The following is a 17,472-nucleotide window of genomic DNA, read 5'->3' as shown; positions in this document are numbered from 1 at the left end:
AACGATAGGCAACAAAGGGTAAATGCAGGATCGTAATAAAGGGCCGCCCGGAAGATAAAGGTTTTCCCGGCGATCAATTATCTGCCTGACTCCAGAAGTACAATCCCAATGATTGAAATTAGCGTGAGAAAGATGTTCACGCGAAAATGTTTTGTCCAGCCAAGCTTTGCGAATAATCCGCCGCATGCACAAGGTGTACGTTCGTAAATGTTATAGACTGCACCTCCAACATATAGGGTAAAGAGCAGCATTAATCCAAATGAAGCATACATTCCCAGGATCTGAGTTTTCTGAAAAAGCAGAAGGCCCACAATTCCCAATTCAGAGATGGGCAATACCCAAACCAGGATTTTTCCTATCCATTTCGGAAACACCTGCGTGGCCAATGCTTGTTTAAATCCCTTTAGGTCTGCTAATTTAGAAATCGCGGCATAGGCCCACATGATAATAAGCAAAATGCTAATGATGATGATAAATGGATAGGTGTTCATATTGGTTCTTCAATTTTTTAATAAATAAATGATGAATTAAAGTTACTATCGGAGACTTTCTTTCAAAAGGGCCATATGTCCCAAAATGATTAAGTTATCTTTTTGCCCGGACGCGGTTCAGGGTTTTTCTGGAAACGCCCAGATAAGCAGAGATCATCTCTACAGATGCTTTTCTGATGATAAAGGGAGATTCCTTCATTAAGAGTGCATAACGTTCTCCGGGGTCTATGGAAGTCAGGTTAAAAATCCTCCTTTCGGCTGAATATTGAAGATTCAGAAGTAAGTTGCACATGAAGAAGTTGAATTCCGGAAAGGCTTCTGTTAGTTTTTTGATGTTGCTAAAAGAAATAGCCAACAGCGTGCTTTTCTCTAAAACTTTTATACATCCATCTGCAGGAAGTTGTTTGAAAAAACTGTTCACCGGAACCATGATTTCACTTTTATCCCAGAACTGATATGGGATTTTTTTATCCTCTTTTTCAATATAAGCCATGGCAAATCCCTGAACAATAAACCAAACGTGGTTACAAACTTGTCCGGAATTTAAAATGGTTTTATGTCGTGGGTGGACTTCCTTTTCCACCATTTTATAGAATTGAGTTCTAAGTTCATTACTTGTTTTGCTTGTGCCTGCCAGAGAATTGAAAAAATCTTCATTTTCCATTTAAAAAAGTTATTCGGTTCATTAAAATACTTAGAAATGCCCTTGGATTTCTGTTATCTAAAATAACAAATCCATCTCTCGGAATTGGCTCTCAGGAGCAGATTGCACTCTGCTTACAGGTCGATTGTAAATTGGTTTACAATTAGTTGCACAATTTTGTACAGTGCGATTTTTTTTATAAAAAACTTAATCTATTTATATAGCTTAGCGCTCAAAATAGGGGAAGTTTTTTCTGTATAGGGACAGAGATTTTAATTTTATTATATGAGGGATCATAAGGTTTACATCGTCTTCTATGGAGATTATGAGCACGTTCATGACATAGAAGCTGTGTTTGACTCGAAAGAAAAAGTAGAAGCTTTTAGAAAAAGGTTTTCAAGAAATGAAAAATTAAAGGTGATGGAAGTTGCATTTAATCCGGACTTTATCTGTGATAAGGATAGAAATCCTTATTTGGTAAACTTTAATGAGCAAAGTAGAGAGCCGTTGGAGGTGATTAACTTATTTAGCATTGAAGATACTGAGCTTGCCTTTGAGGAGGTGGTGAAAAGAGAAGAAGGGACCATTTCCGTTTATCTGTTTGCCAGCAATAAAAAAGCTGCAATAAATGCAGCTTTAATGAAAAGGGATGCATTAATTCACTAAAGGATCATCAGGTAACTGACGGTCCTGGTTTTTTACATAGGTATTCGTATTGAAACCTGATATATAATCATGGGCAATAATTTTGAGCCCTGGCTGTTGTTGAAAATCTTCATTTTCCCCTGTTTTAAGGGTTTTAAATCTATAATTTTCCCAAATAGATTTCCAATAGATCATCGTTCCCTCAAATAGCCATGAACTTTTTTCTGTTGTTACGGACTTTTGATTAGGCATTGAATAGGTTTGAACCAGATTCAGTCCGGACATATCTGCACCAGAAGTTAGCAATGCCGTTACCTGATGTTTGACCCAGTCATGAGCATACCAATCCTGGTCATTCCAATGTAGAATGATGCTTCCATTTGAATGACTACAGGCGATATTCTTTTTCGCGCCGTTGGTCTCTCTGCCTTCAAGGAAAAAATAACTGGTATTTGGACAATGCAAAATTAACTCAGGAGCAGTCAGAATACTATCATCTACAATGATGAGCTCTACATTTGGATAGTCCTGGCAGAGGAAACAATGCAGCATAAATGGAACCAGCATGGTAGCGTTGCTGGTTGTCATGATACAAGATACCAAGGGTAATAAAGTACGTTTGTTGGGAATTGGGATAAGATCTATTTGGCCACGATATCCCTTTGAATAGTTATGAGAATAGACTTTTCCTCCCGAATTAAAGATGAAATCTGTGTTTTCATCGGTTTGAGATTTTCTAAATGGATAAGTTAACCATAACTTTTTCCAGTAGCACAAGGTTGCGCCGGCTATCCAGCCGATCGTTTCATCCGGATTTTCTAATTGTCTTTCTTGTAATTCAGACCATGAATCCAGTTCTGTCGTTTTGTTTAGCCCGCAGATATCCGCACCCGAGGCGTTAAGTGCGTTTACCTGGCGGCTTATCCAATCTTGAGCATAATAGGTCGCTTCATTCCAATGAACAATAATATTTCCACTTGTTTGTGTACAAGCCTTATTTCGTGATTCGGCTGATGTTGCCGGATCCGGTTGATAGATAAAATGAATTCTTGGGCAATGTGGAATTAATAATTCTACCGAATCGCCACCGCATTGTATCATGATCAATTCCAAATTTGAATAATCCTGATCCAGAAAATAAGTAATTCCACCTACAAGGAGTTCAAATTCGCCAGTTACAATCATGATGCAGGATACAAGTGGCTTAGTATTCATGCATCAGTTCCCTCATAGCTGAACATTCTATTGTTTGCTTTCCGCCATGCAATAAAAACATTTTACCATCCCATACAAAATTTCCCTGAAGGCTTTCCGGAATGTCCATTTCAGCATGAATTCCTGTTTTCCCAATCCTTTTATATTTTACAAGAATTCGACCCTGAGGATGAGACATAGTACCCTCTACTTCTAGCAGCGGACCTAATGATGGCTGAATCTGAATACGTTCAAAAGCCGGAGCAGCAGAGGTAATGCCACAAATGGTAGTCAGAAAATCATAACATGGCTGTGCGCTCCATGCGTTGCGTTCGGGATATTCGGGTTCAGTACGCTCGGGAACCGTTTTTAATTCCGGGTCGAACGTTCGTTCCCAGGGTTTGAGCTGGGAATAATACTGATCCTGAAGCTCGGTTTTCTTCAATGCCTGAGTTAAATAGGATTTGTAAAAGAAGCTGACCTGGGTAATTGACTTATCGAATAGAGAATGAATCATCACTTTTTTTGCTTTTTTGCCTTCAACAGCTCCACTGAGAATTGCCCAGATATTGGCATGCTGACTATAAGTTATTTGCTCTGGTGTATCTGCCATTAAAGCTTTTTCTTCGTTAAAACATAACTTCATGGTGTCGTCATTGATTTTTTCTGCCAGATTTGTATATTTTTTTCCTCGTTCAGGATTTCCGAAAGCAATAAAAAGTTTTGCAGCTTGTTTCAGTATATAGGCGTATTGAAGTGAAACAATAGCAGATCTTGCACTTTCAGGATCGGGAGTCGTTCCCCAGCCATTGAACCGGTAGAAATCGATCACATTCCACCACTTTATGGCACCAACCATTTCCTGATCTCCTTTCATTTGCCGTTCGTACCAATCCAGGATTCCCTGAATGGAAGGAAGGAACTGAATGATGAAATCATCATCTTTTCTATGCATCCAGTAATCATAAATTATGGAGATCCAGAAGAGAGAAAAGGTTGGGATGATTTTGAGTTGACTGCCTAAATTATAGCCATTCGTAACCTGCCGTGCAGATCTGGAATTGTAGAAATCAAGAATCGCTTTTTTCATCAGGCGATCTTCGCCCGATAAATACAAAGCAGTAAGCGCTTGAATACGGGTATCACCTGTAAAATGCAATTGTTCCTGATATGGAATATTATAGCAGATTTGTGCCGCTGTATGTTGAATACGTCTGCATCCAAGAGTCCACATCCTTTTTAGGATCTTGTCATTACATTTAAATGTGGCGTTTACTATCAGGGGATAGCCTATTGTCACTCCATTCATATGTTTCAGGGTTAAATGTCAATTGTTGGTTGTTAAATTATTTAGGCCCATGCTGCGGTGAACCTCAATTGAATGAAGAAATTGACTTCTAAACTCTGAACGTGCAGACCCAGAAGGGCTTGCAGATGAATCTGGAAACTCATAGACAATAACTGGGCGATTCATTACGTCCAGATTGGTTCGTCTTATAGCGAGAAATGCCTGATTGAGGAACCGTATATAAGTAGAAGGAGGGAAAATCTCGACATGGCAATTAAGTAGCCCACCGCATGCTGGACCAATGACTTGTCTACGCTCATACTTATACTTGTATATGTTGTTAATGATGTTATATTTCATAATCAGATCATTAAAACCATGGGGGCAGTTGAAGGCTGCAAACCCCATGGTCGTTGAGAGCGTATTTAAGTGTTATTTACTTTTGAAAAATCTATAGGCAACCCGTAGACCGGCAAAAGAGTAGGTTTTGGAAGGACCTACATTTATTCCTTCATATTTGGCTAAAAGACTCACACGTTTGGAAGCTTGAAAACCAATGCCTTGTGCATAGGTGAGGTAAGCCTTATTCTCACTTTCTTTTCCTATGTACCAGGATGCACCTAATTGTCCGGACAGAAAGACTCTTGGTGTGATGTAGAAGTTTACGCCTCCCAAAGCAGGAAGCATGGATAATCCATCACCGCCATCTTTTCCAAGGAAATAGAGGTAGTTGGCACTTAGCGTAACACCGAGTTCTTTTAAGGCCATATATTCTCCTTGTAATGACGCACCCATTACGAAGGAGGAATATTTGGAGATGTAGGCGGTAGGTATTCCTTCATCCAGGCCTATGTTTAATCTGAATTCATTTTTTCTCTGATAAGCAGTGCTATCTTTTTTCGAGTTGTTATGATCTATATTATTTTGTGCGTTGGCTGAGATTGCAAACAGACTGCAGAGCGTAATTATGAGTAGGTTTTTTTTCATTTTCATTTTGTTTGATGATGAGTGTTTAGCGTTTACTTCCAGTTGGTAGGTTTGTTCCAGTTTTTCTTATCTAAATCGGACTGGCTTAAAGGTGCATCTACCGATACTATTTTTCGAACCATATTATTTGTCTGGTCAGCGACGTAGAACTCTCCCTTCAGTCCAATTTCAAAATCAAAAGGAACGTTAAATATAGCCTGATTTGCAGGGCCATCCTTAAATGTTCCAGTAGACCTTTGTCTGCCATTGCCATCTGTAACGTAGTTGTAGAATCCGGCAAAGGTGGTGACCATATTTGTTTTTGGATCGTATTTTCTGATCACACTATTCCCACTGTCTGCGATATAGATATTTCCATCGGCATCAGACTTCATATTGGCAATGTCTCTGAATCTTGCAACTCCAGCTACACCATCAAGATAACTTCCTGGTGTAAAGTCACCTGCAATCCTGATAACCTGTCCGCCAGGAGTTATTTTTCTGATGAAGCCATAATCTGCTAAATGACTCACGTAAATATTTCCGCTGGGATCTATGGTAATCCCGGTAGGCTCAGCGATCGTTGCTGTTGCTGCCGGACCGTCATCTGCTCCAAATTGTCCGGAGCCGGCAAACGTAGTTACCTGACCCGAGCTGCTGATTTTTCTAATACAGTTATTACCGTTGTCTGTCACATACAGATTATTGGAAGCATCGATCGTTAAATATCTTGGATTTAAAAATTGTGCGGTCAAAGCATTTCCGTTTAGAAGGCCCTCTTCTCCCGATCCGGCATAAGTGCTAACGACTCCTGCCGCTGTGATTTTTCTAATCCGGGAATTGCCGTTGTCAACCACATACAGATTTCCACTGCGGTCTGCTATAATACCAATGGGATTATTGAATTTTGCGGCGGTTCCGGTTCCGTCGGCATACCCTGCCGTACTTCCTGCAAAAGTAGAGACAATCCCATCCGGAGTGATCTTCCTGATGCGATTGTTACGGAAATCCGAAACGTAGAGGTTCCCATTAGGATCCATAGTAATGCCTCTTACGCTGTTGAATTGTGCGGTCATTCCAGGACCATCCTGAAAACCAAGAGCTCCGGTTCCGGCAAGGGTGCTTACGAATAGGTCTTTCTGTAGAGCCTGGGCATTGTTCTCTGCCTTTTTACAACCTGTTACTGCCACCAGAAACACGCCAAATATGGCCAATTTTACTTTTTTCATAATTTGTTAATTGGTTTATAGATTATTATTTAGTGATTTGATCTCGAATAAATAGTCCGCCGTTAACTTCAGAAAAGACAAACTTGTGTACTTCCCGCTCTTCTTCCTTAAGGTCCAAACCATATCTGTTCAATTCCTTCCTTATTGATGGAATATCTGTCCAGGAAGTGATATTTAGTTCGATGTCTACCAGTTCCTTATATCCTGTTCCATCAAATACATAGGGGTTTCCTTCTTGTTGATTTATGGTGTAAATCAGTTGCGATAATGGTTCATCTTTAAATCTCTGGCCTTTGATCACCGGGGGCTTGCCTTTAAGCTTGCCTTCCTTTGTGGTCCGGATCAATACCAGAACTTTCTCCTTCCTTTTTTCCCAACGGACCCGCAAGCCCAATAATCTGTCTAAATCCCGGACTACAGACGCTGCGATCTGAACGTCAGTCTGCCCGGTATCAGGCGTTAAAGACTCAAAACAAATTCCATTTTTTCTAATCCATTCTGCCTGATAGGCCTTCTTATGGTCATATACATATCTGGAGCGATCTGTTACCTCCCATAAGAATTGATTCGCAGTAGCCGATAAAACTGGTTTGATCAAATCCTTTAGGCTGATCAATTTATTCCAATTGACAGAATAAGCGCTATAGATAGATTGATTAAGGAAAAAAGTACGGATGGTCTTGTTTTTTTCATTTCTGACAATCCCTGATCCTCCACTTAAACCTTCTGAATTTACGCCCTCTTTGTAACCACGGATAGCGGTATATTGAAGAATAGGTGAACTGGCACCTACCTGATCTTCATTCAGCATAAACAAGGGCCATTTTGTAGCATCGAATTTATAAAAATCATTTTTTACAGGCCAGTTTATTTCCGCACCGCTGAGTACTTTCTTTATGTTTGATTCATCAACATATTGAGCTGTGGTGATGGCAATGACTTTACCTTTATTTATCCATACCTCATGTGGGATCGATTTGTGTCTGAAATAAGAACTGAAATATTGATCTTCTACTACGGATGGTAAGCTCAGATTTTGAATGTATTTGTTTTTTTTCCAGAAATTTTCAACTAGTTCTTTGGCTTCAAACGTAACAGGCAGAATTTTTAGCTGATTGCCGAATTGCTTTTGTAAAGAGTCCATTTTTGGCAATGCTTCAATACATCCTGTGCAGTAGATGGACCAGAAGTCAATAATTAGCAATTGATCTTTAAAGTCTGCAGTATTGGCCTGCTCCCGGGAGCTTCTGATTATTTTAGGGATGATAAAATCGGGAAGCTGATCTCCGACTTTTAAATCAGGAAGGTTTGGAATAAGTTTTATTTTATCGGAAACATCCAATGTCTGAGCCTGTATATTGATTCCATTGATAAAGAGCAATAACAGGAGAAAGTAAAGCTGGCGTGTATATTTCATAGGGCTCATTTTAATTCAGTAATTACAAACACTTCTATCTCACGTGGTTCTTCTTTGATATCAAGATCATAGCGTTTTAACGCTTCCTTTAAAGCTGGTAGGCCTGCAAGTGATGCTACATTTATCCCTAAATCGACATCAATAAGTCCTTTATAACCAGTTTCATTGATGAAAGGAAGAATATCTTTACGATACCATGGGCCACCTATTGTACCGATGCTTACATTACGGTAGATGCCTTTCTCGTCATCTTGCAACATTTTTCCACCAGAGGCTTTGAATTTTTCCGCAGTTGACGTCCTGAAAAGTACTAGAGCAGGCACTTTTCGTTTTTGAGTACTGCATTTGACCCCAAAAATCCTCTCGATGTTTTCGTCTACTATCTTCATCGATTTCATTGTTCCTTTTGGAATCATCAATTCATAGCAGTAGCCATGTTTGCGCAGCCACTCAATTTCAGAACCATATTTTGGATCATAACGGTACTTAGAAGGATCTTTAACCTCCAGTACTACGTAGGTAGGCTTTCTTAACCCATGGGTCAGCATATCTTCAATAGAAAGATTATACATTTTGACGAAATGAAGACCGTTTACAGTATCAACCAGGGCTTTGAAATTTACGCCGAATTCACGTTTAATAGGGGCAAGGCCTTCACGGTATCCACTAAGTACATCATATCGCAGCCAACTGCTTTTATTAGAAGTTAGTGCCTCATCGAGTTGAAATACAGGACTTTCATCTTCAAAATAGGACTGTCCCTTTAAAGGCTTTATGCCAATAGCATCCTGAGCATACATTCCGGTTGCGGTTAGTATGATCATCATCATAAAAAGGTGTTTTTTCATTTTTTGAAACTATCTTGCATTTTGTGGAATATGACCAACATTGATTACATCTGCCGGAATCAATAAAACATAAAGAAGACTGTTAGCGGGTAAAGTAGCGGCGATTGCACCGTTTCCGTCAACCCTTCTTACGATGTCGGCCGTGTTCAGACGCCTTAGATCACTCCATCTCAATCCCCTCATCAGCAATTCCTTTCTGCGTTCTTCCAGGATTTTAGATAAGGCCCCTTCGGGAGTTGTAGCGCTCATGCTAGTGTAGGTTCCCGTTGACCACCTTTTTACAAGCAGATCGTTGAGCGATTTCATAGCGGCTTCCGTATTTCCGGCTCTTGCATAACATTCGGCCTGAATCAGGTATAATTCATCGACAGCCAGGCCAACGAAAAATGTAGAAGAAGTGGTGGGTTCATAGTTTCCTGTAAAGCGAAACGTTCCAATGTGGAGAGGACCTGAGTTCGCTTTTAGGAAGATTTTACTCCGTAAGTCATTGGCTACATAGGAAGCTGCCAGTGTACGGTCTATTTTCGCGATACTTAAGCTGGCGATGATACCTGGCTCCAGGATATTTGACCTGGCACAGACCGCATGGAAAATTACCTCAGCATTGTTGAACCTGGTGAAGGGAGTAGATGAGGTTTTGCTAAGATTGTTATAATCAAGCAAAGTGTTTTTGAGTAATAATGCGGAATTGCTGTTGATCAGTGCATTCGGATAGTCCTGCATGGTCAGGTAAACCCGGGCGAGCATCGCATAAGCGGCAACCTTATTTGGTCTGCTCGAAATGCTGGACGTATTTGGTAATAGGTTTATTGCATCTGATAGATCCTGTACAATGCGGTCGTAGGTTTCCTGAACAGTACCACGGGAAGATTTGTCATTCATGTCGGGACTTAACCGGAGCGGAATTCCAGGATCTTGGCCTGCAGTGGCAGCTGAATATGGTTTTGTATATAATTGCGCGATCTGCCAGAACGCAAATGCCCGGTAAAACAGTGCCGCGCCTTTTACCGGATTGACCGCGGATTCATTACCTCCTTCCTTTCGGATCTTTTCCAGATTTTCCAGGACCAGATTAGCAGTATAGACCGTTTGATAAGTATTCAGCCAGTTTTGTTCTCCGGTTAGCCGTTGTGCTGTGGGTACCCAGTAATAAAAGTTTTTTTCCACAGGCAAAATCCTTGTACCTGTGGCATTAAAGGTAGCATCAAGAATAAAATAGTTGTCGGCTGAAATTTCTCCATCGTAGGGATAACCGGTATTCATTTTTTCATAATTGTCCAGCAATTTCTGGCAATCATCAACTGTTGTAACATAAGCCTTATCATCCCCTCTTTTGATGTCCAGGAATTTCTTGCAGGAAGACAATGTAAGGCTTAAAGCAAGCAGTGAGTATATGATGTGATGAGTTTTCATGTTTGTTTTTTTATAAAGAGCTTAAAAATTGGCGCTGAAGCCGAAACTATAACTGCGAGGCTGAGGATAGTCCAGAACATCAGGATCGAAGCCTGCTTTATTAGCTCTCCAGATTATACCCAGGTTATTTGCATAGGCATAAATTCTCGGATTTTTAATAAAGCGACTTTTGGTATTGAAGGTGTAAGAGAGATTAATCTCCTGTAACCGGATATGATCAGCTTTTAATACATTTACCTCTGAAAGATAGTAGAAGGAGTCCCTTGAGCCATTTCCAGTATAATCAATGGATGGAACATGGGTAATATTTTCATCGCCGGGTTTTTGCCAGCGGTTGGCATATTCAGCACCTAAAAGCTCATTTAAAGGAAACAGCCGGTTATAAAGTGCAAATTCAGTAGCAGGAGGTCTGAAATAGTACCCGAGCTTATACATGAAATTGGCCGAGACTGCGAAATTCTGATATCGGAAGGTATTTCTGAAGGAACCAAAATAAACCGGCACTGAAGAACCGAAGAATTTCGCACTAGAAACAGGGGCCTGGCTAATTGCAGTATATGCCTGTGAATTAGTTACGCTTACCGCTTTTCCGTCAACAAACCCCATGGGATCACCGGTTTGAGGATCTAATCCGGCCCATTTCCAGGCATATAGACTAGAAAGATTTTGACCTGCTATAAATACGGTCTGATTAATCACATCATTAGCCGTAGGTGTTTTGGCATTAAAATCCTTGGTTATTTTCACCCGGTTATAACTAAAAAGAAAATTGCTGGTCCAGCTAAATAATCCGGCCTGGAGATTTAAAGAGCTCAGACTGAGATCAACCCCTGCAGACCGAAGATTGCCAACATTATAAGCGAGGCTTGGAAAGCCCGTACTTGGATCCACCAGGGTACTGGTGACTAAATCGGTTGTTTTTCTGACATAATACTCAAAACTTCCCGAAAGTCGATTGTTTTTCAATCCAAAATAGATCCCTAAATTCAATGTGGCCGATTTTTCCGGTCTTAACTGTGGGTTGGTTCCTTCATTTGTGTTTGCGAATGGCAAGCCATTAATTGTGCCCTGACTAAAGGTAATAGTTGGAATTGAACTGAAACGTGCATTGGTGTTGCCATTATAACCGAAAGTTGCTTTGAGCTGTAAATAAGGAAGCCAGCTTAACTTATAAAAGGACTCATTATTGATATTCCAGCTGCTTCCTACGGAAAAATAAGGAGTACCTCCGGTATTGAAAGCATTTCCAAATAAACTTGAAGCATCTTTTCTGATGCTGCCCGACAGTGTGTATCTTCTATCAAAGGTATAGGCTGCATTGGAAAAGAAGCTATACATTCTGCTTTTGAGGTCTGTTATGCCCTGTATTGGACTTGGGATCATGTTACTGGAAAAACCAAAATCTTTGTCATTGTATAAGGTGTACACGTATACTCCATACGGTATCTCGGAATATACCCTTGAACCGTTTTCCTGATAACCAAAATACTGGTTGCTTCGGCTGATGCTGTAATTTTGTGAAACATCTGCTCCTGCAATTGCAGAAAGTACATGTTTCGAATCCCATGTTTTATTTAAATTAACTTGAGCCCTTAAGGTCTGATTATTGGATTTGGTGGGTTCATAGGTGTATCGCCCGCCTAGTGGAACCTGTCTTTGAAATGGAGTAAAACCATTCAACGGATCTTCAGGATTGCCATCAGCCGGTGCGGCGGGGGTGGTATACGTATTGATCAGTTGCCGCATGTAGTACGACCGTACATCATTCAATACCGTAGCTTCGGATAAGCCCCAGTTATAGCTATATGTGAGGCTCGCTGAGAGCAGATTGTTGATTTTGTAATTAGCATTGAGGTTCAGGTTAAGACCCTGAGATTTGAGTTTGTTGTAACCTAACTTAATTTCCTCAAGAGGCTTATAACTCATGTCCAGAATCTTATCGCCATAGTTTTTTGCCAGAGAATCCAGGAAAGCAGGCCTGAAATCTGGATATAAGGATAGTGGATTTCCCTGATCGTCGGCGAGGCGACTGTATGGATAATAGCCATTGGCTGTGAGCTGTGCCCGAACAATGTATTCTGACGGTTGTGTATGGGTGTTTTGTTGGTTGTAAGCAACAACAGTTTGTATTTCAAGGTTTTTTAGAGGTTGGATAGTCGTGGTGTAGTTTAGTGTGGCCCGGTTACTTCCATCTGTCACTGCACCGCCAAGCGAGTAGTCATAACCACCAGACAGGCGATAAGCAAAGTTTTTGCTTCCTCCACTGATTCCCAAAGTATAATTCTGTGTGATGGGTTTACGAAGCAGATATTTTTCATAGTCCCTCCGGATGTCGTTACCACGCAAAGCATTTAGTTTTGCATCTGCCTCGGTCTGATCGATTCTTCCCATTTTAAGGTCGTTCATAATTTCGGCAACGGGAGACATTCTTTGTTGAGGTTGAATCAGATTTGGATCTTCTACAGGGACTTCACCATTGTCCTCATACATCTTATTGTAAAGGAGTACCTGTGCATCAATATACTCTGAGATGCTCATGCGTTTTTTGTAAAACAGATCCAGTTTATCTGTGATACTCAAATTACTGCTAAAAGAGACAGAGGTAGGACTATTGAACATTCCTTTCTTAGTTTTAATGACAATCACCCCATTTGATGCTCTGGAACCCCAAATGGAGGAAGCAGCAGCGTCCTTTAAGATGTTAATGCTTTCCACGTCATTTGGATTGATATCATCGATTGAATAAGGAGTGGCAATTCCATCAATTACGATCAGCACATTTCCACTGAGAGAAAATGGATCCTGAACAAGCCCCCGGGTTAAGGTATTTTTCCCCCGAATCGTTAACCCGGAAAGGGCGGGCCGGCGGGGCTGACCAAGTGTTAGTGTTGGAAATTGGTTGTTGCTGAAATCCATACTGGTCGCAATACCTTCCAGCCGTCTCAGAAGGTTTCCACTTGTGCTGTGTTGAAGTTGTTCTTTGGAAATCACCTCAAAAGAGCCCGTTGCACGTTCTTTAGGTAAATCCTGATAACCAGTGCTTACGATTTCTACCTGTTGTAGTTTATTTGGATTTAAAGACAGGGTAACGATAAAGGATATACCTGGTTTTGAATCGGAAACTTTGACCTCTTTGCTGTTATATCCAATGTAAGACACGATCAGGATATCCGTTTCTCCGGCGCTTATACTGTAGGCGCCGGTTGTACTGGTAATCACTGATTTTCCGGTTCTTTTAATGGTAACCGTTGCCCCGGGAAGCGGCTGTCCGCTTTCGTCAACCACCTTCCCGGTCAGATAGATGTCTTTGAGTTTTTTTTTGGTGATCACTATGATCTTATGGTCAATAACATAAGTGAGTTCCTGATCCTTAAGGCAGGAAATAAGTGCCGTTTCCAAACTGACATCTTTTAAATGGATGTCAATTTTTTTTGCATTTTTAAGTAAGTCCAGGTCACAGAAGAAATCATAGCCTGTTTGTATCCTGATTTCCTTGAAGATTTTTTCGAGCGAGGAGTTGTTGGCTGATAAAGTGACTTTCTGAGCATCAGCTGCGACACTAAACTGTATAAAAACTGTAGTCAATAAAACAATGATAAGTTTCATAACGAACAGAAATTTATTCATGCAGGCTGGAGGCCTGCATGAAACTTTAGAATAAAATTTCATACATTTGATTGGTTTGTTTTTGAGTTGTACTTACCGTCTATGAGCTTAACAAGTACAACACTGGTTCATTAGGTTAATTTGCTTGATGAAAAAAATCAAATCATGCCGGGAGTGCTGCAAACACTTCCGGTTTTTACTTTAAATTTTTTTGAATAGTAAAGTTAATTCATAACAATTAGCCTCCTTCCTTCTAGCTTGAACGAAACCTTCCCCGTCGACTGTAACATTTTTAAAACTGCCGACAGATTTTGATTTCGGGATACGACTCCCCAATATTTGGTTTTGCCAGCTTTATCCCGGTATAAAATTTCTATATTGTACCATCTGGAAATTGATTTCATGATACTCTCCAGGTTCTCTCCATTGAATATGAATTCATTATTTTTCCAGGCAACACTTTTTTCCAGATCTGCTTCGGCAATAGAGATGGCTGTTGTGGAATCAACTGTAGTAGCTGATTGCCCTGGCCTGATGAGTTTTGATTGGCCTCCTTTAACCACTTTTATACTTCCTTCAAGAAGGCTGGTTTGGATTTTCCCCTCTTCAGGATAAGCAAATATGTTAAAATGTGTTCCTAAAACTTCAATAACCTGCTGGCCACTTTTTACCTTAAACGGCTTGTTTTTGTCTTTTGCTACTTCAAAGTAGGCTTCACCGCTAAGCGTTATATTCCGTTCTTTATCTTTGAAAACAGTAGGATAGGTGAGACTGGAAGCGGCATTCAGCCATACTTTTGTGCCATCAGGCAAGTCTACCTGATAATGGCCACCCCTCGGGGTTTCCAATTTATGGATATATATGTTTTTGTTTTCTTCTTTGAGCGGTTCATATACTAAAATACCATGCGTTGATTTAAGAGCGTTAACATTGGTCTCCCCTGCAAGCAAGGCATTCGAATTGCCATCTAAAGAAATTTTCTTACCTCCTGAAATTGTCAAAATTGCTTTATTGCTTCCCGGTAGGATATCGATCAATTTCCTGTTTACTGTCAAAGGATCTCTATGTACTGATTTGTTGATGTATAGATAGCTCATCAATGAAATCAAAAACAGTGCTGAAGCAATATAGGCAAACCGATACCATAACTTTTGTGTCCTTTGTAAGGGTTGAGTATTGCCTGTACGGGCGGATAAAGCATACTTCATTCTCTGGCTAACCAGAAGAATAGTCTCTTTTGATGGAATTTTATTGCTCTCAGACAAATCTTTCAGGTGCCAACTCTCCACCATTGCTCTTTCTTCTTCCGAACAGGAGCCCTGGATATATTTATTGAGAAGTTCTTCAGCAAAATGCTTCTTGGTCATCTTTACTTTAAAAATACATGATATACTCTATGTAAGTTCAAAGCCCACGAAGGCCCAGATGAAAATGAAAAAAATTACTTATTTAAAAGAAAGAGTAAAAAAGCGACAATCCCCAGCCTTCCGCGGAGAATTTTAAGGGCATTGTTGATCTGGTTTTTTACAGTTTTTTCTGATAAATTGAGCCGAGATGCGATTTCTTTTCGACTTAAATGCTGCTTTCTGCTCAATTCAAATATCTCCCTCATTTTATCTGGTAAAGCGGAAATTTCCTTCTCAATAAGCTGACTGAATTCTTTTTCGCGAATATAATTGTCGGTCACATATTCTCCCTGATCTAAAAAATGCTGGAATGATGCCTTATAATCTGTTCTTATTTTTTTGCGGTCTAAAAGATTGAAGAACTTGAAGCGTACCGCGCTATACAGATAAGACGAAATAGAAGATTTTAAAATTATGGTTGATCTTTTATCCCATAAATAAAGAAAGACCTCTTGTACAATGTCTTCAGCTTCATTTTCATCCCTTATAATTTTACAGGCATAAATATATAAAAGTCCCTGAAAACGACTGTATATTTCAAGAAAGGCAGAGTGATCGCCTGACTTTAATAGATTGGTGAGTTCGAGATCTGTAAATGAGCTGTAGGAGGCCATGTGTGAAAACCCATTATGGGGATCTATGTTTTGGATTCAATTCCTTTTACAGTCAATTATAAGTATTTTTTTAGGCAATAACAAACCCCGGAAAAGTAATCCTTTCTGAGATTTATTATTGCCATTTAGGTTAACAATTTTTAAAACGGACAAAAGGATCCGAATCAGGCTGTGCAGTTTGCGAGGCTAGACCGTTGGTGATGTAATTTAAGATATTTGCTGTGAATGCAGTTGAAGGCGTAGTTGCTGTTTCGCCTAGAAGGAAGATTGCGCAAACTGTGCAGCCACCAGTACATGTTGGTACGAACTGTGGGTTAATTCTTCTATAACTTGAAGGAACAAGTGGATCTTTACCTTGTCCCAGGTAGGAATACCATGAATTTGCCATAATATGAGTTGCTTTTATCCATCAAAAAGCGACGAAAACTTTAAATGATACCTACTTTGTTTTAGGGTTTTCGGTTTTTCCCTTTCTTGTTTGGCAGAATTGTTTAAGCGTTTTTCACATAGCTGAGCCCTGCTTGCTGAAGTTATGAATGCCATTCTGTCGAAATAAATTACATTCCTGTACAATGGGCCTGCTTGAAATACTGAATTTTATAACAATCTAACATATTGGTTTAATAGCATTTAAGATAAACAAAGTGCTTTACGGCGCCACTATTAGGTTCTGGACTTAATGAGACCAGACTATTGGTTATATATTCCATCATTTTTGGTGTTGAAAGCGGCATTTGACTAGGTATATCCGATGTTTGTCCAAGAAGGTAGATTGCACAAATCGTGCAACCACTGAGGCATAGCGGATCTATTGTCACTTTTTTGTAACTCGTATTGAGATATGGGTCTTTTCCTTGTCCCAGATATGCGTACCATGAATTCGCCATAATATAAGGTGCTTTTATTGATCAAAAAGCAACAAAAACTTTAAATGATACCTACTCTGTTGTAGGGTTTTCGGCGTTCCCCTTTTATTTTGTATATATTGAAATTTCAAAATGTGATCTGCTGATCAAAAAAAGAAATAATGGCTTTTTCATTGAAAACAGCCATTTCCTTGAAGCGGGGGGATAACAAATGAGATGATGCGTCTTTTATTTTATCCTGCCAATAGGTCTATAAATAGAGTTGCTTTTATCCATCAAAAAGCAACAGAAATTCTGGTAAAACCTATGCGGTTCGGGGTTTTGGTATTTCCCTTTTAATTTCCCACCTGACCCATAGAAAAGTCTGTAAGTCTGATGGAAATATAACCTTGTCGATGTAGAAGATAGGATGGTATTCTGAAATTGGTCGTATCTTCTGAAAAACCCCGGGAAGGACTCCTTCCCGGGGAACAGAAATTGCGACTTATTCTACTTATGAACCTTTTAAATAAACGAAGTGTTTTACTGCGCCACCATTAGGTTGTGGAGTTAAGGTAGATAAGGAGTTGGTAATGTACGTTAAGATGTTCGGGGTGAATGCAGCTGACGGGGTCGTTGCAGTTTCACCTAGAAGATAAATAGAACATACGTCAATACCATTCAGACACAAAGGATCTACAGTGATTCTTCTGTAACTTGCAGGAACAAGCGGATCTTTACCTTGTCCCAGGTAGGAATACCATGAATTAGCCATAATATTAGATGCTTTTTTCTATCAAAAAGCAACAAAAACTTTTTTGTTTAACGCCTACTCTGTTCAGGGTTTTCGGCATCCCCCTTTTTTTG

The 17,472-nt window shown here is 39.9% G+C and carries 14 protein-coding genes; 1 reads left to right on the top strand and 13 read right to left on the bottom strand.

The genetic code is table 11. The features are described 5' to 3' along the window. Positions 1 to 77: 77 nt before the first annotated feature. Entirely contained in the window at positions 78 to 491 is a 414-nt protein-coding gene (locus DBR43_RS20240) for a MauE/DoxX family redox-associated membrane protein (protein ID WP_124584106.1), read from the bottom strand. A gap of 94 nt (positions 492 to 585) precedes the next feature. Beyond that, positions 586 to 1,155: a Crp/Fnr family transcriptional regulator gene (locus tag DBR43_RS20235; RefSeq protein ID WP_124584104.1), complete on the bottom strand. Its 570-nt coding sequence runs from the start codon at positions 1,153 to 1,155 to the stop codon at positions 586 to 588. 264 nt (positions 1,156 to 1,419) lie between these two features. Between DBR43_RS20235 and DBR43_RS20230 the strand changes: the two genes are divergently transcribed. After that, complete coding sequence (locus tag DBR43_RS20230) at positions 1,420 to 1,800, top strand: hypothetical protein (protein WP_124584102.1); 381 nt, start codon at positions 1,420 to 1,422, stop codon at positions 1,798 to 1,800. Here DBR43_RS20230 and DBR43_RS20225 read toward each other — a convergent pair. The 11 genes from DBR43_RS20225 to DBR43_RS20175 form a co-directional block, all read right to left on the bottom strand. Then, positions 1,789 to 2,994 (bottom strand): glycosyltransferase family 2 protein, encoded by a 1,206-nt coding sequence (locus DBR43_RS20225; RefSeq protein WP_124584100.1) that lies wholly within the window; start codon positions 2,992 to 2,994, stop codon positions 1,789 to 1,791. The two genes, DBR43_RS20230 and DBR43_RS20225, sit on opposite strands and share 12 nt — an antisense overlap. After that, a complete protein-coding gene (locus DBR43_RS20220; protein ID WP_124584098.1) occupies positions 2,984 to 4,282 on the bottom strand; it encodes a family 78 glycoside hydrolase catalytic domain in 1,299 nt (432 codons plus the stop codon). The genes DBR43_RS20225 and DBR43_RS20220 overlap by 11 nt, the downstream gene beginning before the upstream one ends. Positions 4,283 to 4,693: 411 nt before the next feature. Next, complete coding sequence (locus DBR43_RS20215) at positions 4,694 to 5,248, bottom strand: hypothetical protein (protein WP_124584096.1); 555 nt, start codon at positions 5,246 to 5,248, stop codon at positions 4,694 to 4,696. Positions 5,249 to 5,280: 32 nt separating this feature from the next. Further along, positions 5,281 to 6,456, bottom strand: coding sequence for an NHL repeat-containing protein (locus tag DBR43_RS20210; RefSeq protein WP_124584094.1), 1,176 nt, complete (start codon positions 6,454 to 6,456; stop codon positions 5,281 to 5,283). Between the two features lie 25 nt (positions 6,457 to 6,481). Continuing rightward, complete coding sequence (locus DBR43_RS20205) at positions 6,482 to 7,873, bottom strand: TlpA family protein disulfide reductase (RefSeq protein ID WP_124584092.1); 1,392 nt, start codon at positions 7,871 to 7,873, stop codon at positions 6,482 to 6,484. Between the two features lie 5 nt (positions 7,874 to 7,878). Continuing rightward, complete coding sequence (locus DBR43_RS20200; protein ID WP_233603058.1) at positions 7,879 to 8,703, bottom strand: hypothetical protein; 825 nt, start codon at positions 8,701 to 8,703, stop codon at positions 7,879 to 7,881. A gap of 27 nt (positions 8,704 to 8,730) precedes the next feature. Then, a complete protein-coding gene (locus DBR43_RS20195; RefSeq protein ID WP_124584088.1) occupies positions 8,731 to 10,134 on the bottom strand; it encodes a RagB/SusD family nutrient uptake outer membrane protein in 1,404 nt (467 codons plus the stop codon). Between the two features lie 21 nt (positions 10,135 to 10,155). Further along, the gene (locus DBR43_RS20190) at positions 10,156 to 13,740 is read right to left on the bottom strand and encodes a SusC/RagA family TonB-linked outer membrane protein (RefSeq protein ID WP_233603056.1); all 3,585 of its coding nucleotides are present in this window, start codon (positions 13,738 to 13,740) and stop codon (positions 10,156 to 10,158) included. 224 nt (positions 13,741 to 13,964) lie between these two features. Next, positions 13,965 to 15,107 carry a FecR family protein gene (locus tag DBR43_RS20185; protein ID WP_124584084.1) on the bottom strand — a complete coding sequence of 381 codons (1,143 nt, stop codon included), beginning with the start codon at positions 15,105 to 15,107 and terminating at the stop codon, positions 13,965 to 13,967. Between the two features lie 74 nt (positions 15,108 to 15,181). Beyond that, the gene (locus DBR43_RS20180) at positions 15,182 to 15,760 is read right to left on the bottom strand and encodes an RNA polymerase sigma-70 factor (RefSeq protein ID WP_124584082.1); all 579 of its coding nucleotides are present in this window, start codon (positions 15,758 to 15,760) and stop codon (positions 15,182 to 15,184) included. A gap of 1,359 nt (positions 15,761 to 17,119) precedes the next feature. Continuing rightward, positions 17,120 to 17,380, bottom strand: a complete 261-nt coding sequence (locus tag DBR43_RS20175) for a hypothetical protein (RefSeq protein WP_124584080.1) — start codon at positions 17,378 to 17,380, stop codon at positions 17,120 to 17,122. Positions 17,381 to 17,472: the final 92 nt, after the last annotated feature.

It is taken from the genome of Pedobacter sp. KBW06, from assembly GCF_003852525.1.
Taxonomy (GTDB): Bacteria; Bacteroidota; Bacteroidia; order Sphingobacteriales; family Sphingobacteriaceae; genus Pedobacter.
Note: the sequence above shows the minus strand (reverse complement) of the source record. Positions and strands in the feature narration are given on the sequence as shown.

Bases quoted from the DNA above. Each gene is read 5' to 3' on its own strand.
- DBR43_RS20205 (WP_124584092.1), bottom strand. From the start codon at position 7,873: ATGAAATATACACGCCAGCTTTACTTTCTCCTGTTATTGCTCTTTATC.
- DBR43_RS20195 (WP_124584088.1), bottom strand. From the start codon at position 10,134: ATGAAAACTCATCACATCATATACTCACTGCTTGCTTTAAGCCTTACA.
- DBR43_RS20235 (WP_124584104.1), bottom strand. From the start codon at position 1,155: ATGGAAAATGAAGATTTTTTCAATTCTCTGGCAGGCACAAGCAAAACA.
- DBR43_RS20190 (WP_233603056.1), bottom strand. From the start codon at position 13,740: ATGAAACTTATCATTGTTTTATTGACTACAGTTTTTATACAGTTTAGT.
- DBR43_RS20210 (WP_124584094.1), bottom strand. From the start codon at position 6,456: ATGAAAAAAGTAAAATTGGCCATATTTGGCGTGTTTCTGGTGGCAGTA.
- DBR43_RS20230 (WP_124584102.1), top strand. From the start codon at position 1,420: ATGAGGGATCATAAGGTTTACATCGTCTTCTATGGAGATTATGAGCAC.
- DBR43_RS20220 (WP_124584098.1), bottom strand. From the start codon at position 4,282: ATGAATGGAGTGACAATAGGCTATCCCCTGATAGTAAACGCCACATTT.
- DBR43_RS20240 (WP_124584106.1), bottom strand. From the start codon at position 491: ATGAACACCTATCCATTTATCATCATCATTAGCATTTTGCTTATTATC.
- DBR43_RS20180 (WP_124584082.1), bottom strand. From the start codon at position 15,760: ATGGCCTCCTACAGCTCATTTACAGATCTCGAACTCACCAATCTATTA.
- DBR43_RS20225 (WP_124584100.1), bottom strand. From the start codon at position 2,994: ATGAATACTAAGCCACTTGTATCCTGCATCATGATTGTAACTGGCGAA.
- DBR43_RS20215 (WP_124584096.1), bottom strand. From the start codon at position 5,248: ATGAAAAAAAACCTACTCATAATTACGCTCTGCAGTCTGTTTGCAATC.
- DBR43_RS20185 (WP_124584084.1), bottom strand. From the start codon at position 15,107: ATGACCAAGAAGCATTTTGCTGAAGAACTTCTCAATAAATATATCCAG.
- DBR43_RS20175 (WP_124584080.1), bottom strand. From the start codon at position 17,380: ATGGCTAATTCATGGTATTCCTACCTGGGACAAGGTAAAGATCCGCTT.
- DBR43_RS20200 (WP_233603058.1), bottom strand. From the start codon at position 8,703: ATGATGATGATCATACTAACCGCAACCGGAATGTATGCTCAGGATGCT.